The following is a 21,955-nucleotide window of genomic DNA, read 5'->3' as shown; positions in this document are numbered from 1 at the left end:
AGACTTGCGTCATGCTGCGCTGGCTGACTGCGGGTGAGTCCCATGGTCCCTCCCTGGTCGCGATCCTGGAGGGACTGCCCGCCCATGTGCGGGTGACGACCGAGGACCTGGCCGACGCCCTGGCCCGGCGGCGGCTCGGCTACGGCCGCGGCGCCCGGATGAAGTTCGAGGCCGACGAGGTGCGGCTGCTCGGCGGCGTCCGCCACGGCGAGACGCAGGGCGGGCCGGTGGCCATCGAGGTCGGCAACACCGAGTGGCCGAAGTGGGAGCAGGTGATGTCCGCCGACCCGGTGGACCCGGTCGAGCTGGAGGCGCTGGCCCGCAACGCCGCGCTCACCCGACCGCGGCCCGGGCATGCCGACCTGGTGGGCATGCAGAAGTACGCCTTCGACGAGGCCCGCCCGATCCTCGAGCGCGCCTCCGCTCGTGAGACGGCGGCCCGGGTGGCCCTGGGACGGGTGGCCTCCAACTTCCTGGAGCAGGCCACCGGTGCCACCGTGGTCTCCCACGTGGTGCAGATCGGCTCGGCCGTCGCGCCCGCGGGCGTGGTCCCGGGCCCCGGCGACGTCGCACATCTCGACGACGACCCGGTGCGCTGCCTGGACCCCGAGGCGAGCGCCGCGATGGTTGCGGCCATCGACCAGGCCCACAAGGACGGCGACACGCTGGGCGGCGTGGTCGAGGTGGCCGTCGACGGGCTGCCGCCGGGGCTCGGCTCGCACGTCCACTGGGACCGGCGGCTGGACTCCAAGCTGGCCGGCGCGCTGATGGGCATCCAGGCGATCAAGGGGGTCGAGGTCGGCGACGGGTTCGCGCTGGCCGGCACCCCCGGGTCGCAGGCCCACGACGAGATCGTGCCGACCGAGGCCGGCCTGCGTCGTACCTCCGGGCGGGCGGGTGGCACCGAGGGCGGGATGAGCACCGGCGAGCAGCTCCGGGTGCGGGCGGCGATGAAGCCGATCGCCACGGTCCCGCGCGCCCTGCGCACCGTCGACGTCGCCACCGGCGAGGAGGCGGTCGCCCACCACCAGCGCTCCGACGTCTGCGCCGTCCCCGCGGCGGGCATCGTGGCCGAGGCGATGGTGGCGCTGGTGCTGGCCGACGCGGTGCTCGAGAAGTTCGGAGGCGACTCGCTGGCCGAGACCCGTCGCAACGTCGAGAGCTATCTCGACACGCTGAGGTTCCGGTGAGCGAGGCCGGGGCAGGGTCGGACGGGTCCGGGCCGCGGGTGGTGCTCGTCGGGCCGATGGGCGCCGGCAAGACCACCGTGGCCGAGGTGCTCGCCGCGCGCTGGGGGTTGCCGGTGCGCGACACCGACGCCGACGTGGAGGCCGCGGAGGGCCGGTCGATCTCCGACATCTTCGTGGACTCCGGCGAGGGCTACTTCCGTCGGCGCGAGGCGGCCGCCGTCGCGGCCGCCGTCGCCGAGCACGACGGGGTGCTGTCGCTGGGCGGGGGAGCGGTGCTCGACCCGGCGACCCGCGAGCTGCTGGCCGGCCTGCCCGTGGTCTTCTTGCGGGTCGGCCTCTCCGAGGCGGTGAAGCGGGTCGGCCTGGGCACCTCGCGGCCGCTGCTGCTCGGCAACGTCCGAGCCCGGATCAAGGCGCTGCTCGACGAGCGCACCCCGGTCTATGAGTCGGTCGCCGCGGTCGTCGTCGACACCGACGGTCGCACCCCCGACGAGGTGGCCGACGAGGTGGCGGCGGCGCTCGAGAGGAGTCCCGCATGAGTCACGCCGTCGACTCCGGTGCGGAGACCGTGCTGCACGTCGGTGGGGCCGCGCCCTACGACGTGGTGGTGGGCCACGACCTGCCGCCTCGGCTGCCCGCTCTCCTGGGTCGGACGGTGCAGCGCGTCGCCGTCGTGTACGACGGAGACCTGGTCGACCTGGCCGACCGGGTGATCGCTCCGCTGCGCGCCGCGTCGTACGACGTGGCGGCGCTGGGCCTGCCTTCGGGCGAGGAGGCGAAGACCGCCGCCGTGACCGCGGAGTGCTGGGAGGCGCTCGGTCGGGCCGGGTTCACCCGCTCCGACGCCGTGGTCACCGTCGGTGGCGGCGCCACCACCGACGTGGGCGGCTTCATCGCCGCCACCTGGCTGCGCGGCGTCCGCGTGGTCCACGTCCCGACCACGCTGCTGGCGATGGTCGACGCGGCGGTCGGCGGCAAGACCGGCATCAACACCGGCGCCGGCAAGAACCTCGTCGGCTCCTTCCACGAGCCGGCCGGCGTGCTGTGCGACCTCGACCTGCTCGAGACGCTGCCGCGCGCCGACCTGGTCGCCGGCCTGGGCGAGGTCGTGAAGTGCGGATTCATCGCCGACCCGGTGATCCTCGACCTGGTCGAGGCCACCGACCCGGAGTCGCTGACCGCCTCGTCCCCGGTGCTGCGCGAGCTGGTCGAGCGGGCGATCCAGGCCAAGATCGACGTCGTCGTCGCCGACCTCAAGGAGACCGGTGGCGCCGACGGGCACCCCGGGCGCGAGGTCCTCAACTACGGGCACACCCTGGCGCACGCGATCGAGCGGGCCGAGGACTACACCATGCGCCACGGTGAGGCGGTCGCGATCGGCTGCGTCTTCGCCGCCGAGCTGGCCGCGCGCGCCGGGTCGCTGGACGCCGCGGTGGTCGACCGGCATCGCACGGCGTTCGGCAGGGTCGGGCTGCCGGTGGGCTACGACGCCACGCCCTTCGACGAGCTGCGCGCCACCATGGGGGTCGACAAGAAGGCCCGCGGCTCACAGCTGCGCTTCCTGGTGCTCGACGACGTCGCCCGCCCGCGGATCCTGGCCGGGCCGTCCGAGGACGACCTCGCCGCGGCGTACGCCGCCCTCGTCGGGGGTGACTCGTGACCCGGGTGCTGGTCCTCAACGGACCCAACCTCGGCCGGCTTGGTCGCCGCCAGCCCGAGATCTACGGCTCGACCACGCACGCCGAGCTGGCGGCGCTGTGCGTCGAGTGGGGCACCGGTCTCGGCCTCGAGGTCGAGGTGCGGCAGACCAACCACGAGGGCGAGCTGCTCGACTGGCTCAACACCGCCGCCGACGAGGCCACCCCCGTGGTCCTCAACGCGGCCGCCTGGACGCACTACTCGCTCGCCCTCTACGACGCGTGCGCCCAGCTCACCGCACCCCTCGTCGAGGTGCACATCTCCGACCCGAAGCAGCGCCCCGAGGTCTTCCGGCACACCTCCTACGTCGAGCCGCACGCGGCGCTGACGATCTCGGGTCAGGGCGTCGACGGCTACCGCCAGGCGCTCGAGGCGATCTCCGGGCTGCTCGGCTGAGGCCTGGTAGGCCGCCCCCGTGGACGACGTGGACGCTCGCTGCCGGCTCGAGACCGACCGCGCCGCCGTCCTCGATCGGCTCGCCGTGCTGAGGCGCGACTACGACGACCTCGTGGCTGCGTCGCGAGACACCAACGCCGACGACGAGCACGACCCCGAGGGGGTCGACCATCGCCTTCGAACGCTCACAGCTCGGCGCCCTGTCGCCGGGCGCAGGCCCATCTCGCCGAGGTCGACGCCGCCCTGGCGCGGCTCGACGACGAGAGCTACGGCCGCTGCGATCACTGCGGTCGGCCCGTCGGTGCTGCTCGGCTTGCTGCCCGTCCCACGGCCCGCCGGTGCATCGACTGTGCGCGGGACACGCGCGGAAACGCGGGGTGACAGCGCGCTCTCAGCGGCGGATGCGTGCGCATCGGCAGTCCTCCAATCAAGTACCGGGGCCGTGCGGAGACCGAGCGGAGCGGGGTCTAGGAAACCTGGCTCATGGCCACCGCGAAGAAGAGCAGAACGAGCATCGTCGCGATGACGCAGGCGAGGCCAAACACCCTCGTCCGTGCCGGAAACGCCGCGACGACGCCGGCCACGACGACCCAGGCCCAGATCCTGGTCGCTGATACTCCCGTCAACTCCGTCACTCCGAAGACCACGGCAGGGAGGAATGCCAGGAAGGTGATCGACCAGAACACGAGGGCCAGCGTCGAGTTCTCGGTCAGACCAGAGCCCTCCACGGGGGTCGGGGGATCAGCCATGTGGCCATCATCCACCGGGAAGGTCGCGGCCACCTTGCCATGCCCTCGATCCCCGAAGCAGCCGTCCTGATCTCGGCAGAGCCGCGCACTCGCTGCGGCTGATCCGGAAGGTCGGTCAGGCTTCGATCCGGCGAGTCGACAACCATGCTTGACCGCCCGCCACGGCACCGAGCATGCAACAGGCCAAGACGATGCTCACCTCTGCCGCGGCGACGCTCGCAGCGGTGGTGTAGTTGGCCGCATCGGCAAGCGCGACCGCCGGAGCCAGGCTCACGAGGCCCCCGGCTACCAGGCCCAGGCCGACCCACACCACACCCGTACGGACGTCGGGGAGAGACCGATATCGCCAATACAGCGCGAGCAACGCCCCGGCGGAATTGGGTCGTCCCTGAGCGGTCGCCCTGCGAGGGTTGAGGCATGCGCCCCTTGGACGAGCCGACGGTGCTGAACACTGGCGGCTGGGACATTCGCTTCGCGGTGGTACGCGCCGTCAAGACTGTCGGTGACCGGGGAGTGGCCGTGATCGATGCGAACGGGGATGGCGCAGACATCAACCTGGAGCACTTCGCCTGGCTAGACGGGGAGTGGCAGCTGCAGTCAAGTTCCGGCGGGGCAGGAGACTGGGCACGCGGGTGGCACGACGGCATGTGGGCCGAAAGCCACCGCGATGGCAACGGCTGGCGGCTCACCTTGGAACCCGGACCCTCGGCCGACGGACCTGAGTAGCCTGCGCTCGACCAGCGGCATGTGCGGATGCTCCGACCCGACAGCACCTGACCGGACCGCGCATGTGAGCCGTTGAGGAGCGATGCGCGAACGACAGTGTTACGGAGCGCCTACGTCGCGCCCGGCTCCGTCCATGCGGCCGCGCCACCGCCAAGCTGCTCGCGAAGCAGCTGTCTCGACTCCCAGAACGACTTCGGGTGGAACGGGTCGATGTCGTTGGGGGCCAGGAGCAGAGTGGGGTCGTCCCCGATGGCCACGAGTCGACGGCCGAGGTCGTCGAGCTTCTCGGTGAACTCTTCGAGCTTGTCGTCGCCCCTGAACTCCCAGATGTTCCCGGCGACGTCGAGGAAGTGTCGCCGGTCGTGCTGCAACGTTTCGTAGAAGTTGAAGTCCATGTCCGCCACCTGCATCGGGAGGGTCAGTCGCTGGTGGACGGTGGGTATCACGAACCCGTACAGCACCTGGAACGCGACCTCGCTGTCGCCGTAGCCATTTCGCCTTTGGCTGATGAACTTCACCCACGCCGACCTGGCCTCGTCCCAGTCGCGCCGGTAGGCCGTCGTGCTCTCCACTCGTACGAACCCGTGGCTCCCGAGAACCGGGCCGCCGTATCGCGTCACGAACCTGCGCCACTTGTTGGGTCCGGACACGGAGTCTCTCCTCGACGTCATGAGTCTGTTGCCGACTCGCACCGCTGGGTCGAATCGGTTCCCCGCAGTTTGGCCCAGACGGACGACCCGTGCCATCACATCGCGCAACGTCTGATCCGACTTCGTCCGAGACACGCTCATCGGCTAAGTTGCAGCACTGCCCGCGCATGAGCGGATGCCTACTGCTCGTCTGACAGTTCCTCCTGGACGTCATAGCGCAGTCCCTGGTAGTCGATCCAATCTGCATGCGCCGCCCAGAAGGATGGCAGGTCTTCCTTCTTCACCGTCTGAATCTCTTCACCCGTGTAGTGATCGCACGCCAGCCAGAGGTTGGGCTCCCCATCCGAGTCATCTTCAGGGTGGATGAACATGTCGTACACGTACACGCCTCTGCGCCGGTAGTCGGCAAGGCGTTCCTCGACCACCGCGTCGATGCGCGCCATGAACTGCTGGTACCGGTCGCGCTCTTCGGGACTCCAGTCATCCATGAGCGACATGGCGCTGATCGTAGATCTCTGCACCGAAGGACGGCGAGAGGATCAACCGCAGATCGGCATGTGCGCAGAAGAAGACTGATTGGTACGGGCACCTGCAAGGCCAGGAGGTGAGCACCCGTCTTACTGGCTACGCCACTACCGCTCACACGGTCCGGCGGCGCATTCAGTCGTCTTCGGAGTACCTGCGAGCAGGACACAGTGGCGGCTACTGGTCGGGTGGGTCGGGGTCGCCGCCGCTGTCGATGAGGTGGAGGCAGTTGGCCGTCATGGGCAGGCCGTCGGGACTGACGTCGCGGGTGCCGGTGTGGTCGACGAGCAGGCGGTAGCCGTGCGGGGTGGACCAGAGGTACGTCCCGGGTTCGATCACGGCGTAGCGCCACGGGGTGTGGGTCTTCAACCGGTGATGGCTCCGGCAGAGCGGGCGAGGTTGCAGCCGCAGGTCGGCCCCGGTCGGGGTCGGCCTCGTCGTACGGGACCACGTGGTCGTGGTCGCACCGTCTGGCTGGTCTGGTGCACCACGGGAAGACGCAGTGGCCGTCGCGGTGGTCGACCAGGTCTTTCAGCCGGTCGGGGACCTCGTACTGGTCCACCCGCACATGCCCGCCAGGTCCAGGACCGGCTTGACGGTCACGGTCGCGTCGGGGTGGCCACACCACGCCCGGATCGTGTCGGCGTCGATCGGGGTGCGGGTGTTCTCACACCGCCCCACCCGGCCACGGGCCCCGGTGAGGGCCTGCTCGGAGAGGTGCAGGAACAACGTCACCGGCCGCTGCGGGCCGCGGTCGGCCCCCCGGAGTCACTGTCGTAGGAAAGGGCGAGCTGGGTGCGGGACATCTCACCCAACGCGGTCGCCCGGCGAGCATCCAAGCTCTCGGTCGACCCGGCGATCCTCAGCTGCTCGGCCCCCGCAGCGAGCGCCTGGTCGAGGTGGAGGGCGTCGGCCAGGTCCAGCTCACCGGTGACGGCGACGGTGCCGGTGAAGGACACCTGATCGGTGTGCACCTGCACGTGGCGGGTGTCCGGCATCTCGGGGGGGGGTTCTCCGGGTCCTCCCGCTCCACCCCGACGCACACGGATCTTGGCTTCCAGGACCAGCGCGTCCAGCTGGGGGACCGACACCCGGCCGACCACGGCGGCGACCTGACGGTCCACGAACCCCGCCCCCGCCGGGACAGCGTCATCGTGGCCTCGGCGACCCGGCGGGCCCGCCACACCGGGACCCGGCCCTCCTGCACCAGCCCCCACAACCGAGGCAGCCGATAGGCGAGCTCCAGGGCATGCCCGATCAACCGCCGCCCGGCATCGCTTGTCAGACCCGAGGGCGGTGGCGAACTCCGCCACCGCGAACTCGGCGATCTCCGGGGCACCCGCCCCGGCCAGCGGCAGCACGTGGCCGGCCTCCCACCACGACGCGGCCTCGCCGAGATCGGTGGGCTCATGCATCGAGGCCCACTCCACCGCCGAGGCCAGCAGCCCGGCCTCACCCCACACCACCGCCCGCTGGTGATTGCGGGCAGCCGACAACACCGCATCCGGCGACCCCGGGACCGGGACCCCGCGCGGTGATCGGCTGACTGGCTCATGACAACAACCCAACCAGGCACCACCGACAATCACGCCTGCTCAGACCCCGTCCGTCCCACGAGATGAGACGATATCCAAAGAAACTTTCGACCCGCGCCCAAAGATCCACCACCAGATCCACGCCTCGCGCGAGCCCCGCAGCAGACCCGGAAGCCGCCAGGCGACCGCAACGCGCTCCGCTCCTCACTGCCAAGAACCGCAGCCCCAGCAGACCCGGAAGCCGCCAGGCGACCGCAACCCCAACGGCGCTCCCGCCCCTCACAGCCAAGAACCGCAACCCCAGCAGACCCGGAAGCCGCCACGCGCCGCAACCCCAGCAGCGCTCCCGCCCCTCACAGCCCAGAACCGCAACCGAAGCAGACCGCCACCCGGCGGGTCGCCTCAGATCCCGTGCGTCCGCACCGAGTCGAGCACCCGGTAGGCCTCGGCCTGCGAGGTGCTCCGCACCTGCACCCACAGCAGCCGCGACGGGGTCACCTGGACGACCCGCTCGACCACGACGCCGGGGCAGCCGGTCCACACGACCGTGACCAGCGGGTCTCCGTCGCGGACGTCGTCGGTGCGGGTGCCGTCACCGGGGCACTCGGGGTGCCCGGGGACGGTGGTCGGGAGGCCGTCACCGGGCATCAGCCCCACGAAGACGCCCTCGCCCTCCTCCTCGGGGTCGGTCCACGCCGAGACGGAGCCGGCGGCCAGCGCAGGGAAGCGGGAGTCCTGCCCCGGCGGCTTCCAGGTCTTGGTGGAGCGGACGGCGTCCCACGCCCGCGGGACGGTCACGCTCAGGGCCCCGGAGGCGTCGCTCATCGACGCGTCGGGAGCGGTCCTGCGAGCGACGAAGACACCGCCGAGGGCTCCGGCGACGAGCGCCACCGCCGCCAGCATCGCCACCACCAGGCGCGGCCAGCGGCGCCGCGGCGGGACGGGCTCCTCCGGCTGGGAGCCGAGCTGAGGCATCGTGTAGGGCGTCGACGGGCGAGGCCCCGGCTGCGTGAGCTCGGGGTCGGCGGGGATCCATGCCTCCGGTCCGTCGGCGTGCGCGTGCGGGTGGTCGGCGACGGCCTCGCCGAGCACCGACAGGAACGTCGCGATGGTCGGCCAGCGGTCCTCGCGTGCCGGCGCCATCGCGCGCACGATCGCGGCCTCCACGCCGGCCGGCAGCCGCGGGTCGAGCGGGGCGGGTGGCAGCGGGCTGGTGGCGGCGGCGATCGACGCGTGGGAGTACGGCGGCCGCCCACCGACCAGCAGATAGGCCAGCGCCCCCAGGGAGTACTGGTCCGAGCGCTCGTCGAGGGGCTCCCCCCGCGCCTGCTCCGGCGAGACGTACGACGGCGTGCCCCCGATCATCGTCAGCCGCGAGGAGGCCTCCATCGCCTTGCCGAGCCCGAGGTCGCCGACCATCGCGCGCACCTCGCCGTCGACGGTGCGGAACAGGACGTTGGCGGGCTTCACGTCGCGGTGGAGCACGCCGCGCTGGTGCAGCGCCTGCAGCCCCGACCCGACCTGGCGCACGACGGCGATCGCCTGGCCCAGGGGGAGCTGCGAGAGATCGAGCCGGTCGACCAGGTTGCCCTGGTCGGCATAGGCCATCACCAGGTAGGGCCGGCCGTCCTCGAGCTGACCGGCGTCGTAGACCGGCACCACGTGCGGCGACTCCACCTTGCGGAGGAACCGCCCCTCCTCCACGAAGCGCTGCCGGACATGGTGGTCCTCGCTCCAGTTGTCGGCGAGCACCTTCACCGCGACCAGGCTGTCCAGCTCCTCGTCGTAGGCGAGCCACACCGTCGCGAAGCCGCCGGCTCCGATGCGGCGCCGCACGGCGTACCGCCCGAGACGTGAGGGTGTGGACACCCCGGCATTATGGTGCAGGAGGTAAAGGAGACGTCGAAGGGTGGATGCGTGAGTGACGGGGGAGCCAATCCGACCGCGGACGAGATCGACGAGCTCGCCCGGCGGGCGCAGGACGGCGACCGGGCGGCCCTGGAGGACCTGCTCGCCGCGGTCCGCCCGCGCGCGCTCAACGTGTGCCGCGGCGTCTTCCCCTACTCCCCCGACGCCGAGGACGCCTGCCAGGAGGCGCTGATCAGCGTCGCCAACAAGATCGGATCCTGGAACGGCCGCGGCCGGTTCACCACCTGGCTGCACGTGGTGGCGCTCAACGCCGCCCGGTCGGCCTACCGCCGGATGAAGAAGCAGGCCGTCGCCGCCGAGGTCGAGCAGCTCGACCGTCCGGACCCCCGCACCACCAGCGTCATCGCCGGCACCCGGCTCGACATGCTCGAGGCCATCGAGGCGCTCGAGCGCGACCACCCGCAGTACGTCGAGCCGCTGGTGCTGCGCCAGTACGCCGAGCTGACCTACGACGAGATCGCCGAGCAGCTCGGGCTCCCGGTCGGCACCGTCAAGGCCCAGGTCCACCACGGTCGCCGGCTGGCCCGGCCCCTGCTGCGGGGCGACGAATGACCGCGGCACTCCGCCCGATCGAGCCCCGCGACCACGCCGCCGTGCTCGCCCTCAACGCCGATCACGTCGAGGTGCTCGCCCCGATGGACGAGGCGCGTCTCCACGAGCTGCTGGGCATGGCCGACCGTGCCGACATCGTCGACGCCGACGGCATCGTGGCCGGCTTCGTGCTGACCTTCGGGCCCGGCACGGCCTACGACTCCGCCAACTACCGCGCCTTCACCGACCGCTACGGCGACGAGTTCTACTACCTCGACCGCATCGCCATCGCCACGGCGCATCAACGTCGCGGGCTCGCCTCGCTCGTCTACGACGAGATCGAGCGCACCGCCGCCCCCTACGCCCGCCTGGCCCTCGAGGTCAACGCCGTGCCGCCCAACGCCGGCTCGCTCGCCTTCCACGCGGCCCGGGGCTTCCTCGAGGTCGGGGTCCTCGGTGACGACACCAAGGCGGTCTCGCTGATGGTCAAGGAGCTGGGGTGACCCGGGCCGTCCGGTCGGCGGGCGTGGCCGCCGTGCTGGCCTGCGTGCTGGCCGCCTGCTCGGCCGACCCGGCGCCGCCGGCGCCCACCGACGGTGCCACCGCCAGCCCCAGCGCCTCCGCGGACGGCACCCGCCAGCCCACCGACGACGGCGCCGAGACCGACCTGGTCGACGGCACCAGCGACCCGGTCGAGGACAGCGTCTATCCCCGGGTCGGCGACCCGTCGGTCGACGCGCTGCACTACGACCTCGACCTGACCTGGGACCGCCACCGCCAGCGGTTGCGCGGGGTGGAGGTGCTGGACTTCCGGGCCACCACCACCGGGGACAGCTTCCAGCTGGACTTCGGTGCCCCGCTGCGGGTCGTCGACGCGACCCTCGACGGCCTGCCGGTGGAGACCGAGCACGACGGCAAGGACCTGGTGGTGCACGCGGCGGTGGAGGCCGACCGCACCTACACCTTCGCGCTCACCTACGCCGGCCGACCCAGGCCGGTGCGGGCGCCCACGACCCGTTCCGACTTCTCCACCACCGGCTGGACGGTCACCGACTCCGGCTCGGTGTGGACGATGCAGGAGCCCTACGGCGCCTTCACCTGGTACGCCGTCAACGACCAGCCCTCCGACAAGGCGCTCTACGACTTCACGGTGCACGTCGACGCTCCCTGGGTCGGCATCACCAACGGCACGCTGGAGTCGCGCGAGGTCGTCGACGGGCAGACCGTGACGTCGTTCCGCCTCCAGGAGCCGGCGTCGTCGTACCTCATCACCATCGCGATCGGCGACTACGCCGTCCGCCACGACGAGACCAGCGGCGGCACCCCGGTGACCTACTGGGCGCTGCGCTCCCAGCGCGGCGCCTTCGCCGACCTCTCCTACGGCACCGAGGCGATCGAGTGGATCGAGCAGCGGCTCGGCCCCTACCCCTTCTCCAGTGCCGGCATCGTGCTCACCGAGTCGACGAGCGGCATGGAGACCCAGACGCTGGTGACGCTCGGCGACAGCGACTACATCCGGTCCCGGCCGGTGATCGTGCACGAGCTGGTCCACCAGTGGTACGGCGACCTGGTCACGCCGACCGACTGGAAGGACGTCTGGATGAACGAGGGCATGACGACCTACCTCCAGCTCGTCTACGAGTCCGAGCACGGGGGCACCGACCTCGACGAGCAGATGGACCAGCTCTGGACCTATGACGCGACCTTCCGCGGCCAGGCCGGACCACCCGCGGCCTACGACCCGCAGGAGTTCGGCGCCCAGAACGTCTACTACTGCCCCGCGCTGATGTGGCACCAGCTGCGGCTCAAGGTCGGCGACGAGACCTTCTGGCGGCTGGTCCAGGAGTGGCCGCGCAGCGAGGCGTTCGGCAACGCCGACCGGGAGGAGTGGACGAGCTGGTGGGAGGCCCAGACCGGGCTGGACCTCGGCGACTTCTTCGACGCGTGGCTGCTCGGCAGCACCACCCCCGACCGCGGCCTGTGACGGCGGGGGTGGCCTCGTGCGCTGCCCCGGGCTCGGCTCAGCCGGTCAGCCGCGGCCCTTCATCATCACGTTCCAGTAGAGCATCGGCAGCCCGCGGCGCTTGAGGTACCACATGTCGCGCCGCTCCTTGGTGGTGTCGATGAGCGGGAACGACGGCTTCGGCTCCATGGTGTAGTCGAACTCCGCCAGCAGCATCTTGTTGCGGGCCGTGGTCAGCGGGCAGGAGGCGTAGCCGCCGTAGGACCCGTCGGTGGGCTTGCCGGCCATCTGCGCCTTGAGGTTCTCCACGACCACGGGGTACTGCTTGCGCACCGCCGCGCCGGTCTTGGAGTTGGGCGTGGAGCCCGCGTCGCCGAGGCTGAAGATGTTGGGGTAGCGGGTGTGCTGCATCGAGTTCTTGTCGACCTCGACGTAGCCACCCGGGTTCTCCGGGTCGGCCAGGGGGCCGCCCTTGATCCAGTCGGGCGCCGACTGCGGCGGCACCACGTGGGCCATGTCGAAGTCGATGGTCTGGGTGGACTGGTCGGTGTTGTCGCGGATCACCGCGGTGCGGCCGGCGCCGTCGATCTCGATCAGCTCGGAGTTCTTGTGGACCTCGATGCCGTAGTGGGCCACCACCCGCTCGAGCTCGTCGGCGAAGACCTTGACGCCGAACATGCCGGGCGTGGGCAGCACCAGCACCACGCGCATGTCCTTGAGGTTGCCCTGCTGGCGCCAGTAGTCGGCGGACAGGTAGGCGATCTTCTGCGGGGCACCCGCACACTTGATCGGTCCGGCCGGCATGGTGAACAGCGCGGTGCCCTTGCGGGTGCTCTGGATGTTGCGCCAGGTCGTCGCGGTCGACTCGAGCACGTAGTTGGACGACACCGACGGCGTCTCCATCGCCTCGACCAGGCCCGCGACGCCGTTGAAGTTGAGCTGGATGCCGGGGCAGACGACGAGGTAGTCGTAGCCGACCGTGCGTCCGTCGGACAGCGACACCGTCTGCTGGTCGGGGTCGACCGACTCGGCGGCCGCCTTGATCCAGTCGGCGCCCTTGGGCATCACCGACGCCTGCGGGCGCACCGTCTCCGCGGCGGTCGCGCAACCAGCGCCGACCAGCGTCCACAACGGCTGGTAGTAGTGCTTGTCCGACGGGTCGATGATCCCGATGTCGGTCTCTCCCTGCCGCAGCAGTCGCGCGGCCACCGGGATGCCGGCGGTGCCCGCCCCGATGATGACGATCTTGTGGTGAAGGCTGGTCGCCATGATGTCTGCTTCCCCTCGGTCGGCCGACGGACCTCGATTTCGACGAAATATGCCCGTACATTTGGGTGTGACGCAGGTTACGCGAGGCCACTCTACCGAGGCAAGGTTCGCCTACCCTTGACTGACCGTCAAAAGTCCGTACATTGATACCCCAGGTGGTATCTACAGGAGGACCGCATGCAGATCATCCCGTTCCGCACCCCCGGCCTGGGGGACCAGACCTACCTCTTCGAGCACGAGGGCAAGGGCATCCTGGTCGACCCGCAGCGTGACATCGGGCGCTTCCTCGATGTCGCCGCCGAGCGCGACATCGACCTCCGGTTCGTCCTCGAGACCCACATGCACAACGACTATGTCTCCGGCGGCCAGCAGGCAGCGCTCTCGACCGGGGCCGAGCTCATCCTGCCGGCGGCCTCGGCCGCGGCCTACCGGCACACGCCGGCCTTCCACCTGGAGGACCTCGGCGGCGAGGACGGGCTGACGATCCGCCCGATCCACACCCCGGGCCACACGCCCGAGCACACGTCGTACCTCGTGCTGATCGACGGCAAGGAGGTGGCGCTCTTCTCCGGCGGCAGCCTCCTGGTGGGCTCGGCCGGCCGCCCCGACCTGCTCGGTCCGGAGCGTGCCGACACCCTCGCCCGACTGCAGTACCTCTCCATCCACCGCCTGGCGGGGCTGCCGGGCGAGGTCGAGCTGCTGCCGACCCACGGCGAGGGCTCGTTCTGCACCGCCAGCGGCGCCGGCAAGTACACCTCCACCATCGCCGAGGAGGTGGCGTCCAACCCGCTGCTGGCCCTGGAGTCGCCCGACGCACTCTCCGAGGAGATGCTGCGCTCGCCGATGCCGATCCCGGGCTTCTACCGCTACATGGGCCCGGCCAACACCCTCGGCGTGCGCCCGCTGCCGGGCCGCTCGGTCCGCGCATCCCGGTGTCCGAGGTCGAGGGCCGCACCGACGTGCACATCGTCGACATGCGCCCGCGTGAGGACCAGGCCAAGGGCGTCCTCAAGGACACCGTCGCCGTCGAGTTCGCCGACGACTTCGGCTCCTGGGTGGGCTGGCTGGTGCCCTACAACGAGCCGATCGTGATCGTGGCCAACCCCGACCAGGACGTCGACGCGGCGATCACCCAGCTCGCCCAGATCCAGTTCGACAACGTCGTGGGCGTCGTCAACGACGTCTCCGGCGCCACCCTCCACTCCGACTTCGAGCTGCTCGACACCGAGGCCGCCCGCGCGGTGCTCGCCGACGGCGACCTGCAGGTGCTCGACGTACGCATGCCCAACGAGCGGGCCGAGGTCCGCTACCCCGGGGCCGTCGAGCGCTTCGTCGCCGACATCTACACCCAGGGAATCCCCGCCGAGCTCGACCGCGACCGTCCGGTGCTGGTGGCCTGCGCCAGCGGCAAGCGCGCGGTGATCGCGGCCAGCCGGCTCACCGCGCACGGCTACGACGTCCGGGTGGTCAACCCCGGCGGCATCCCCGACCTCGTCCCCGCGCCGTCCGGCGCAGCGAAGGAGTGACCCGATGAGCGGCAGCACCCAGGCGGTCTCCGTCGGACAGGCCCAACAGCTGATCGCCAACGGGACGACGCTCGTCGTCGACGTGCGCAGTCCGGGCGAGTACCTCACCTCCCACATCCCGAACTCCATCAACCTGCCGGTCGACCAGCTCGACCCGCACCTGCGCCGGATCGTCAGCGCGGCCGGCGGCACGCTGGTGCTGGTCTGCCAGGCGGGCGGTCGTGCGGAGCAGGCCGCCGACAAGCTCGGCCAGGCCGGCCTGAGCGACATGGTGGTGCTCGCGGGCGGGATGAACACCTGGGTGCAGGCGGGCGCGCCCGTCGAGCACGGCGAGATCAAGAAGTGGGCGCTGGAGCGGCAGGTCCGGCTGGTCGCCGGCTCGATCGTGTTCCTGTCGGTGCTGGCCAGCATCTGGTTCCCGCCGGCCAAGTGGCTGGCCTTCGCCATCGGCTTCGGCCTGTCCTTCGCCGCCATCAGCAACACCTGCATGATGGGCATGCTGCTGATGAAGCTCCCCTACAACAAGGGACCGGGTTGCGACATCGACGAGGCCATCACCCGGCTCACCAGGCCACAGGTCGCCTGATCGCAGGGAGCGGGTGGGGCCATGAGCCCCACCCGCTTCTTCATGCGGTGGACTTGCGAATATCCGCATATGTGCAACTATGAAGGTCCCGCACCTCGACGACCGGACGGAACCCGATGCCAGCGCTCTACCCCGCCAAGGCCGAGCTGTTCCGCACGCTGGCCCACCCGGTCCGGATCCGCGTCCTCGAGCTGCTGAGCGAGCGCGAGCACGCCGTCCACGAGCTGCTCGGCAGGATCGACGCCGAGCAGAGCAACCTCTCCCAGCACCTCGCGGTGCTGCGCCGCGCAGGTCTGGTCCGGCAGAGCCGGGAGAACGGGGAGGTCGTCTACTCCCTGCTGGTGCCGGCGGTCCGCGACCTGCTGCTGGCCGGCCGGGCCGTGCTGCGCGACCGGGTCCAGGACACCGCCGAGCTCGCCGACGAGCTGGACCGTGCCGAGGACGCCTCATGACCTGGGCCGCCATCGCCGGGCTGGTCCGGCGCACCGGCCGCGTCGCCGAACCTGTCCCCGAGGCGCCGGAACGGTCCGAGCTCGCCGCGCCGTTCGCCGGCAGCGTCCAGGTCCGGCACGTCGACGCGGGCTCCTGCAACGGCTGCGAGATCGAGGTGGCCGCTGCTTTCGGCCCCGTCCACGACGCCGAGAGGTACGGCGCCCGGCTGGTCGCCTCGCCGCGGCACGCCGACGGCGTCCTGGTGACCGGCGTCGTCACCCACAACATGGCCGAACCGCTGCGGCGCACCGTCGAGGCGACCCCGCGGCCGCGCGTGGTGGTGGCGCTCGGTGACTGCGCCGTCGACTGCGGCCTGTTCCGGGGCGCGCAGGGTGTCGTGGGTTCCGCCGAGGACGTCGTCCCGGTCGACCTGAAGGTGCCCGGTTGCCCGCCGCGGCCCGAGCAGATCGTCGCCGCACTCCGCGAGGTGACCGGCAGGTGAGCCCTCTGGTCTGGGCGGCCGTCACCGCGGCCGCCGGGGGCAGCGTGGTGTCCTGGCTGGCCCCCGCCCCGCGGCGGTCGCTGGCGGCCGGCATCGTCGCGGTCCTCCAGGCCACGGCCGGGGTCGCGCTCGGGGTAGCCGTGCTGGGTGGCGCCCGGGTCGACATGGCGCTGGCCCCGCGCGGCACCGCGCTGGCAGCGCTCGGCCGCCTCACGGTGCAGCCGACCGCCCTCGGCGCGCTGTTCCTGGTCGTGATGAGCGCGGTGGCGCTGGTCGCCGCGGTGTTCGCGATCGGCTACGTCCGCGGGCCCAGCGACTCGCGCACCGCCTGGACCTCCTGGTTCGTCTTCGTGGCCGGGCTGCAGCTCGTGGCGGTGGCCGGCGACGCGGTGTCGTTCCTGCTGGGGTGGGAGCTGATGGCACTCGGCTCCACGGCGCTGGTGTTCACCGAGCACGCCGCGCGCACCGCCGTACGCTCGGCGGGGCTGTGGTACGCCGCGATGACCCACCTCAGCTTCCTGCTCGTGCTGTCCGGGATGGCCGTGCTGGCCGGCCACGCGGGCTCCGTCGACCTCGACGCGATCGCCGCGGCCAGGCCCGGCGGCCACACCGCCACCCTGGCCTGGCTGCTGCTGGCCACCGGCTTCCTGACCAAGGCGGGCGCGGTGCCGCTGCACGTGTGGTTGCCGCGGGCCCACCCCGAGGCACCCAGCCACGTGTCGGCGGTGATGAGCGGCGCGATGGTCAAGGCGGGGGTCTACGGCCTGCTCCTCGTGTCGCTGCGCCTCCTCCCCGCGGGGCCGCGCTGGTGGGCGGTGGCGCTGCTGGTGGTCGGCCTGGTCTCGGCGGCCTACGGCATCCTGCAGGCCTCGGTCACCAGCGACCTCAAGCGGCTGCTGGCCTACTCCACCACCGAGAACGTCGGCCTGATGATCACCACCATCGGGCTCGCCGACCTCTATCGCGCCGCCGATCGCGACGACCTGGCCCAGGTCGCCCTGGTTGCCACGGGCCTGCTGGTCGTCAGCCACGCGGCGTTCAAGACGCTGCTGTTCCTGGTGGCCGGCTCGGTCCTGCACGCGACCGGCGAGCGGGACCTGGATCGGCTCGGTGGGCTCGGACCGCGGATGCCGGTCACCTCGGTGACCTTCGCGGTCGGCGCGCTGGCCGCCGCGGCCCTCCCGGTCACCTCGGGGTTCGTCGCGGAGTGGGTGCTGCTCCAGGCGCTGGTGCGCGGCGGCGCTCCCAGTGACCCGGTGCTCGCCGCGCTGCTGCCCGCCGCCATGGGCGTCGTGGCGCTGACCGCCGGGCTCGCGCTGCTGACCTTCGCCAAGGCGTTCGGCATCGGCTGTCTGGCCCGACCGCGCAGCGACGGCGCCACGGCCGCCCACGAGGGCTCCCGGTGGATGGGCGGCGCGCTGGTCGCGGCGGCGGCCGTGGTGGTGGGGCTCGGCATCGCCCCCGGGCCGCTGTCCCGGTCGCTGGCGTCAGCGCTCGCCCCCGGCGCGGCGTCGGCCTCGCCGCTCGGCGGCGTCTCGCTGCCCGGCCTGGGGATCGGCCTGGACCCGCTCGGGCTCACGCTGCTCGCGCTCGGCTGCGCCGCACCGGTGCTCGGGGCCGCGGCCTGGTGGGCTCGGCGGGCCCCGCGCCGCCGGGTGGAGCTCGGCTGGGGGTGCGGCGGGGCCCGGGTCAGCCCGCGGATGCAGTACACCGCGACGTCGTACGCCGAGCCGCTGGTGCGCGTCTTCGGGCAGGCCCTCGACCCCCGTCGTGAGCTCGAGGTCGAGCACTACGACGAGTCGCGACACCTCATCCACGGCATCCGCTACCGACACGAGGTCGGCGACCCCGTCGAGTCCGGCCTCTACGCCCGCGGCCTGCGGGGTGTGGCCGCGTTGGGCGAGCGGGCCCGCAGCCTCCAGAACGGCAGCATCCAGCGCTACCTCGGCTACTCCTTCGGCGCCCTGCTGGTGGTCCTGCTGGTGGTGTCGGCATGGTGACCCGCGACGCGCTCGCCTCGACGCTGGTCACCCTCGTGCAGATGGCCGCCGTGGTCGCCCTCACCCCTCTGCTGATCGGCATGATGCGCGCCACCCGGGCCCGGCTCGAGGGGCGGGCCGGAGGTCGGTTGACCCAGCCGTCCCGTGACCTGCTCAAGCTGCTGCGCAGGGAGCCGCTGCAGGCCGACGGCACCAGCCTGGTCTCACGCGCCGGGCCCGTGGCGCTGATGGCGACCAGCCTGATGCTGGCCGCGCTGCTGCCGCTGGTCGCGACCCGGACCTCGGCCCGGGTGCCCGACGACCTGTTCGTGGTCGTGTCCGTGCTGTTGCTCGGGAGCGTCTCGCTCGCGCTGGTCGGCCTCGACTCCGGGTCGGCCTTCGGGGGCATGGGCTCGAGCCGGCACATGACGATCGCCGCACTCCTGGAGCCGACCGTGCTGCTGGCGGTCTACGCCCTCTCCATCCCGGCCGGGAGCAGTGTGCTGTCCGACATCGTGGCGACCCGCGCGGAGAGTCCTGGCACGGTGATCTCCCCGGTGTCCCTGCTGGCCCTGGCCGCGCTGGTCATGGTGATCCTGGCGGAGACCGGACGGCTGCCGGTGGACAACCCGAGCACCCACCTGGAGCTCACGATGGTCCACGAGGCGATGGTGCTGGAGAGCTCCGGTCGTGATCTCGGCTGGCTCGAGCTGGGCTCCTGGATGCGGCTGACCGTGCTGCTGGGCCTGCTCGGCAACGTCACCACCCCCTGGGGGATCGCCGGCTCGGCGGCACCGCTCACCGTGGCACTCGGCCTGATCGCCCTGGTCGCGAAGGTGCTGGGGCTCGGGGTCGCGATCGCCGCGGTCGAGGTGTTCCTCGCCAAGGTCCGGCTGTTCCGCGTGCCCGAGCTGCTCGCGGCGTCCTTCGTGCTGGCCTTCCTGGCCGTCTCCGCGTCCTACCTGGTGACGGGGGTGGCGACGTGAGCACCATGACCGGATGGGCCGCGCAGGGCGTCGCGCTCGGGGCGGGGTCGCTGCTGCTCACGGCGGTGCTCCTCGTCTGGCGGGCCGGCACCCGCAACGCCGCGCTGCTGCTGGGCGTCCAGGGCGCGTCGCTGGCCCTGCTGGTGCTCACCCTCGGCGTGCACCACCACGACGCCGAGCTGGTCGGCGTCGCGCTGCTGGTGCTGGCGGTGAAGGCCGCGCTGGTCCCCTGGGCGGTGGGCACGACCGCCTCCCACGTCGGGACGCCGCCGCCGGCCCGGCTGTCTCCCGCGGTGGCGCTGGTCGCGACCACGCTGCTCACCACGCTGGGGTTCTGGGTCTCCCGGCCGGTCGTCTCCGCGAGCGGCCCCGGGGCGGGCGCCGTACCCGTGGGGTTCGCGCTGGTGCTGATCGGCTTCATGGTGATGCTCACCCGCCGCGACGCGCTCGCCCAGCTGGTGGGCTTCGTCGTGGTCGACAACGGCATCGCGACAGTCGCGTTCCTCGCCGCCGGCGGAGTTCCGCTCGTCGTCGAGCTCGGGGTGAGCGTCGACGTGGTCCTCGTGGTGCTGATCCTGCGGGTGCTGGTGCGCCGCATCGAGCACGTCTTCGGCAGCACCGACCTGGCGCTGCTCGAGGAGCTGAGCGACCGATGACGCCCACGACCCGGGCCGCCCGCCTGCTGCCGCTGCTGGCGTCGGCCACGCTGCTGGTCGCCGGACTCGTGCTGCTGCTCGGCACCCATCCCGCCGAGCCGTTCGCCGCCGGCCTGCTGCGTGTGGACGCGCTGAGCGCCTACTTCCTCGTGGTCGTGGGCGCGGTCGCGCTCACCGTCACCGCCGCCGGCCCGCCTCCCGCCGGCGAACCGGACGCCCAGCTCCGCTACGCCGGGTGGCTGGTGCTGTTCCTCGGCGCCATGACGCTGACCCTGCTGGCCGACAACCTCGGTCTGATGTGGGTGGGCATCGAGGGGACGACCATCGCCACCGCCTTCCTGGTCGGCCATCGCGGCGACCGGCGGGCCGTCGAGGCCGCCTGGAAGTACGTCGTCCTCGGATCCGTCGGCGTGGCCATCGCGCTGTTCGGCCTGGTGCTGCTGTACGCCGCCGGCTCGGGCGAGCAGCGGACGCTCTCGTGGAGCGCCCTGATGGCCGACCCGGCCATGCTCGACCCCGATCTCGCCCGGCTGGCGCTGGCGCTGGCCGTGCTCGGGTTGGCCACCAAGGCGGGCCTCGCGCCGATGCACGCCTGGCTGCCCGACGCCCACAGCCAGGCGCCGGCCCCGGTGTCCGGGCTGATGTCGGGGGTGCTGCTCTCCGTGGCGTTCTACGGCATCCTGCGGCTGCAGGCGGTCAGCGACCTGGTCGTCGGCCCCGGGCTGATGCGCGCCCTGCTCGTCGGCGGCGGACTGCTCTCCCTCGGCGTCGCCACCGCGCTGATGCTCGGGCAGCGCGACCTCAAGCGGCTGCTGGCCTACTCCAGCACCGAGCACCTCGGGCTGATCGCGCTGGGTGCGGGCATCGGCGGTCCGCTCGCGCTGGGGGCGGCCCTCCTGCACGTCGTGGCCCACGGCCTGGCCAAGGCGGTCCTGTTCGTCACCGCCGGCCGGATCCTCGACGAGACCGGCACGGTGCGCCTCGGGGACCTGCACGGCCTCCTCGCCGAGCGCCCGCGGCTGGCCTGGCCCCTCCTCGGGGGGATGGCGACGCTGCTCGGGCTGCCCCCCGGGGCGCTGTTCCTGACCGAGCTCGGGATCCTGGCCGCCGCCTGGCAGCAGGGGCTGGGATGGGTGTCACTGCTCGCCGCCTCCCTCCTCGCCGTCGCCTTCGCCGCCCTCGCCCGGCACACGCTCTCGATCACCCTCGGGGCCGGGCCCGGTGACGACGCCACGTCCGACGCGGGGCGAGCGGGGTCGTTCGCCCGCCCGGCCCCCCTCGGGCTGGCACTCGCCGCCACCGTGCTGGTGGGGCTGACGCCCGGGATGCAGACCGTGCTCGACCGGGCCGCCGCAGCGCTGGGGGTCTCGTGATGGACGTCGCGACCACGCCGACCATCCCGGCCACCCCACGGGAGCGAGTCTCCCGCGAGGAGCTCCCCGGCGCGGTGGAGCGGCTGATGGCCTCGGGCTGGCGGCTGGCGCTGGCGTCGGCCCGCGACCTGGGCGAGGAGCTGCGAGTCACGCATCTGTTGCTGCGGCCGGTCGGTCAGCGTCGCGAGCTCGAGGTCGTCGTACCGGCCGACGACCCGTGGGTCCCGACCCTGGCCGGGGTGTCGTGGACGGGTGGCCGCTTCGACCGGGAGATCCGCGACCTCTACGGCATCGAGCCCCGTGACCACCCGCTCCCCCGGCGGATGGTGCGCCACGCGCACTGGCCGGCGGGGTGGTACCCCCACCGCCGCGGGCACGAGGCGGTGCCCGAGTTCGCCGACGACCTCGGGTCCTACCCGTTCGTCCACGTGACCGGTCCCGGCGTCTACGAGATCCCGGTCGGTCCGGTGCACGCCGGGCTCATCGAGCCGGGTCACTTCCGGTTCTCGGTGGTCGGGGAGACGATCATCCGGATGAAGGCGAGGCTGTGGTTCGTGCACCGGGGGGTGGAGCGGCACCTCGAGGGCCGGACGGTCGCCGACGGCCTGGAGATCGCCGAGCGGATCAGCGGCGACACCGCGGTGGGCCACTCGCTGGCGCTGGCGCTGGCCGTCGAGGAGGCGGCGGGGATCGCGGTCCCCGGGCGCGACCGGCTCGCCCGCGCGCTGCTGCTCGAGCTCGAGCGCATCCACAA

The 21,955-nt window shown here is 72.2% G+C and carries 27 protein-coding genes and 1 pseudogene; 19 read left to right on the top strand and 9 right to left on the bottom strand.

Annotated elements, in window-relative coordinates; all coding sequences use genetic code 11:
- The first annotated feature begins 11 nt into the window (after window positions 1-11).
- Genes aroC through R2740_RS08690 form a run of 5 tightly spaced genes read left to right on the top strand, consistent with a single transcriptional unit; the run spans window position 12 to window position 3,665 of the window.
- Window positions 12-1,190, top strand: a complete 1,179-nt coding sequence (gene aroC, locus R2740_RS08710) for a chorismate synthase (RefSeq protein ID WP_371302284.1) — start codon at window positions 12-14, stop codon at window positions 1,188-1,190.
- Window positions 1,191-1,246: 56 nt separating this feature from the next.
- Entirely contained in the window at window positions 1,247-1,729 is a 483-nt protein-coding gene (locus tag R2740_RS08705) for a shikimate kinase (protein WP_371302323.1), read from the top strand.
- Window positions 1,726-2,850: a 3-dehydroquinate synthase gene (gene aroB / locus R2740_RS08700; protein WP_371302283.1), complete on the top strand. Its 1,125-nt coding sequence runs from the start codon at window positions 1,726-1,728 to the stop codon at window positions 2,848-2,850. The genes R2740_RS08705 and aroB overlap by 4 nt, the downstream gene beginning before the upstream one ends.
- The gene (locus tag R2740_RS08695) at window positions 2,847-3,284 is read left to right on the top strand and encodes a type II 3-dehydroquinate dehydratase (protein WP_371302282.1); all 438 of its coding nucleotides are present in this window, start codon (window positions 2,847-2,849) and stop codon (window positions 3,282-3,284) included. The genes aroB and R2740_RS08695 overlap by 4 nt, the downstream gene beginning before the upstream one ends.
- Window positions 3,285-3,287: 3 nt before the next feature.
- Window positions 3,288-3,665, top strand: coding sequence for a TraR/DksA family transcriptional regulator (locus R2740_RS08690; protein WP_371302322.1), 378 nt, complete (start codon window positions 3,288-3,290; stop codon window positions 3,663-3,665).
- 86 nt (window positions 3,666-3,751) lie between these two features.
- Here R2740_RS08690 and R2740_RS08685 read toward each other — a convergent pair whose 3' ends face one another.
- Both R2740_RS08685 and R2740_RS08680 read right to left on the bottom strand, forming a co-directional pair.
- Entirely contained in the window at window positions 3,752-4,066 is a 315-nt protein-coding gene (locus R2740_RS08685) for a hypothetical protein (RefSeq protein ID WP_371302281.1), read from the bottom strand.
- A gap of 82 nt (window positions 4,067-4,148) precedes the next feature.
- Window positions 4,149-4,307, bottom strand: a complete 159-nt coding sequence (locus tag R2740_RS08680) for a hypothetical protein (protein ID WP_371302280.1) — start codon at window positions 4,305-4,307, stop codon at window positions 4,149-4,151.
- A gap of 143 nt (window positions 4,308-4,450) precedes the next feature.
- Here R2740_RS08680 and R2740_RS08675 point away from each other — a divergent pair, with 143 nt between their 5' ends.
- Window positions 4,451-4,759 (top strand): hypothetical protein, encoded by a 309-nt coding sequence (locus R2740_RS08675; protein WP_371302279.1) that lies wholly within the window; start codon window positions 4,451-4,453, stop codon window positions 4,757-4,759.
- Window positions 4,760-4,869: 110 nt separating this feature from the next.
- On the opposite strand, the gene R2740_RS08670 is transcribed toward R2740_RS08675, so the two are convergent.
- The 6 genes from R2740_RS08670 to R2740_RS08645 form a co-directional block, all read right to left on the bottom strand.
- Window positions 4,870-5,409, bottom strand: coding sequence for a hypothetical protein (locus R2740_RS08670; RefSeq protein WP_371302278.1), 540 nt, complete (start codon window positions 5,407-5,409; stop codon window positions 4,870-4,872).
- A 179-nt stretch (window positions 5,410-5,588) separates the two neighbouring features.
- On the bottom strand, window positions 5,589-5,906 hold the full coding sequence (locus R2740_RS08665) for a hypothetical protein (protein WP_371302277.1): 318 nt from the start codon (window positions 5,904-5,906) through the stop codon (window positions 5,589-5,591).
- Between the two features lie 205 nt (window positions 5,907-6,111).
- Window positions 6,112-6,303, bottom strand: coding sequence for a hypothetical protein (locus R2740_RS08660; protein WP_371302276.1), 192 nt, complete (start codon window positions 6,301-6,303; stop codon window positions 6,112-6,114).
- 162 nt (window positions 6,304-6,465) lie between these two features.
- Window positions 6,466-6,669, bottom strand: coding sequence for a hypothetical protein (locus R2740_RS08655; protein WP_371302275.1), 204 nt, complete (start codon window positions 6,667-6,669; stop codon window positions 6,466-6,468).
- The gene (locus tag R2740_RS08650) at window positions 6,666-6,932 is read right to left on the bottom strand and encodes a hypothetical protein (RefSeq protein WP_371302274.1); all 267 of its coding nucleotides are present in this window, start codon (window positions 6,930-6,932) and stop codon (window positions 6,666-6,668) included. The genes R2740_RS08655 and R2740_RS08650 overlap by 4 nt, the downstream gene beginning before the upstream one ends.
- A 939-nt stretch (window positions 6,933-7,871) precedes the next feature.
- Entirely contained in the window at window positions 7,872-9,338 is a 1,467-nt protein-coding gene (locus R2740_RS08645; protein ID WP_371302273.1) for a serine/threonine-protein kinase, read from the bottom strand.
- Between the two features lie 48 nt (window positions 9,339-9,386).
- On the opposite strand from R2740_RS08645, the gene R2740_RS08640 reads away from it, so the two are divergent.
- From R2740_RS08640 to R2740_RS08630, 3 genes are read left to right on the top strand one after another with little or no spacing between them, the layout of a single operon-like run.
- On the top strand, window positions 9,387-9,950 hold the full coding sequence (locus R2740_RS08640; RefSeq protein WP_371302272.1) for an RNA polymerase sigma factor: 564 nt from the start codon (window positions 9,387-9,389) through the stop codon (window positions 9,948-9,950).
- On the top strand, window positions 9,947-10,432 hold the full coding sequence (locus R2740_RS08635; protein ID WP_371302271.1) for a GNAT family N-acetyltransferase: 486 nt from the start codon (window positions 9,947-9,949) through the stop codon (window positions 10,430-10,432). The genes R2740_RS08640 and R2740_RS08635 overlap by 4 nt, the downstream gene beginning before the upstream one ends.
- On the top strand, window positions 10,429-11,913 hold the full coding sequence (locus R2740_RS08630) for a M1 family metallopeptidase (RefSeq protein ID WP_371302270.1): 1,485 nt from the start codon (window positions 10,429-10,431) through the stop codon (window positions 11,911-11,913). The genes R2740_RS08635 and R2740_RS08630 overlap by 4 nt, the downstream gene beginning before the upstream one ends.
- Before the next feature lie 45 nt (window positions 11,914-11,958).
- Here R2740_RS08630 and R2740_RS08625 read toward each other — a convergent pair whose 3' ends face one another.
- On the bottom strand, window positions 11,959-13,161 hold the full coding sequence (locus R2740_RS08625; protein WP_371302269.1) for an FAD/NAD(P)-binding oxidoreductase: 1,203 nt from the start codon (window positions 13,159-13,161) through the stop codon (window positions 11,959-11,961).
- 177 nt (window positions 13,162-13,338) lie between these two features.
- On the opposite strand from R2740_RS08625, the gene R2740_RS08620 reads away from it, so the two are divergent.
- The 10 genes and pseudogenes from R2740_RS08620 to R2740_RS08575 form a co-directional block, all read left to right on the top strand.
- Window positions 13,339-14,253 (top strand): MBL fold metallo-hydrolase, encoded by a 915-nt coding sequence (locus R2740_RS08620; protein ID WP_371302268.1) that lies wholly within the window; start codon window positions 13,339-13,341, stop codon window positions 14,251-14,253.
- Entirely contained in the window at window positions 14,136-14,687 is a 552-nt protein-coding gene (locus R2740_RS08615; RefSeq protein WP_371302267.1) for a rhodanese-like domain-containing protein, read from the top strand. The genes R2740_RS08620 and R2740_RS08615 overlap by 118 nt, the downstream gene beginning before the upstream one ends.
- Window positions 14,688-14,691: 4 nt before the next feature.
- Window positions 14,692-15,273: a rhodanese-like domain-containing protein gene (locus tag R2740_RS08610; RefSeq protein WP_371302266.1), complete on the top strand. Its 582-nt coding sequence runs from the start codon at window positions 14,692-14,694 to the stop codon at window positions 15,271-15,273.
- 116 nt (window positions 15,274-15,389) lie between these two features.
- The gene (locus tag R2740_RS08605; protein ID WP_371302265.1) at window positions 15,390-15,725 is read left to right on the top strand and encodes an ArsR/SmtB family transcription factor; all 336 of its coding nucleotides are present in this window, start codon (window positions 15,390-15,392) and stop codon (window positions 15,723-15,725) included.
- Window positions 15,722-16,207, top strand: coding sequence for an NADH-quinone oxidoreductase subunit B family protein (locus R2740_RS08600; protein WP_371302264.1), 486 nt, complete (start codon window positions 15,722-15,724; stop codon window positions 16,205-16,207). The genes R2740_RS08605 and R2740_RS08600 overlap by 4 nt, the downstream gene beginning before the upstream one ends.
- A complete protein-coding gene (locus tag R2740_RS08595) occupies window positions 16,204-18,207 on the top strand; it encodes a proton-conducting transporter membrane subunit (protein ID WP_371302263.1) in 2,004 nt (667 codons plus the stop codon). The genes R2740_RS08600 and R2740_RS08595 overlap by 4 nt, the downstream gene beginning before the upstream one ends.
- Window positions 18,201-19,172, top strand: coding sequence for a respiratory chain complex I subunit 1 family protein (locus R2740_RS08590; protein WP_371302262.1), 972 nt, complete (start codon window positions 18,201-18,203; stop codon window positions 19,170-19,172). Before R2740_RS08595 ends, R2740_RS08590 begins: the two co-directional genes overlap by 7 nt.
- A gap of 5 nt (window positions 19,173-19,177) precedes the next feature.
- Window positions 19,178-19,828, top strand: coding sequence for a hypothetical protein (locus tag R2740_RS08585; RefSeq protein ID WP_371302321.1), 651 nt, complete (start codon window positions 19,178-19,180; stop codon window positions 19,826-19,828).
- Window positions 19,825-21,201, top strand: a complete 1,377-nt coding sequence (locus R2740_RS08580; protein ID WP_371302261.1) for a proton-conducting transporter membrane subunit — start codon at window positions 19,825-19,827, stop codon at window positions 21,199-21,201. The genes R2740_RS08585 and R2740_RS08580 overlap by 4 nt, the downstream gene beginning before the upstream one ends.
- Window positions 21,201-21,950, top strand: a pseudogene (locus R2740_RS08575) (NADH-quinone oxidoreductase subunit C); the annotation flags it as partial. The gene R2740_RS08580 and the pseudogene R2740_RS08575, both read left to right, overlap by 1 nt.
- Window positions 21,951-21,955 lie beyond the last annotated feature (5 nt).

This window comes from Nocardioides sp., from assembly GCF_041393715.1.
Taxonomy (GTDB): domain Bacteria; phylum Actinomycetota; class Actinomycetes; order Propionibacteriales; family Nocardioidaceae; genus Nocardioides.
Note: the sequence above shows the minus strand (reverse complement) of the source record. Positions and strands in the feature narration are given on the sequence as shown.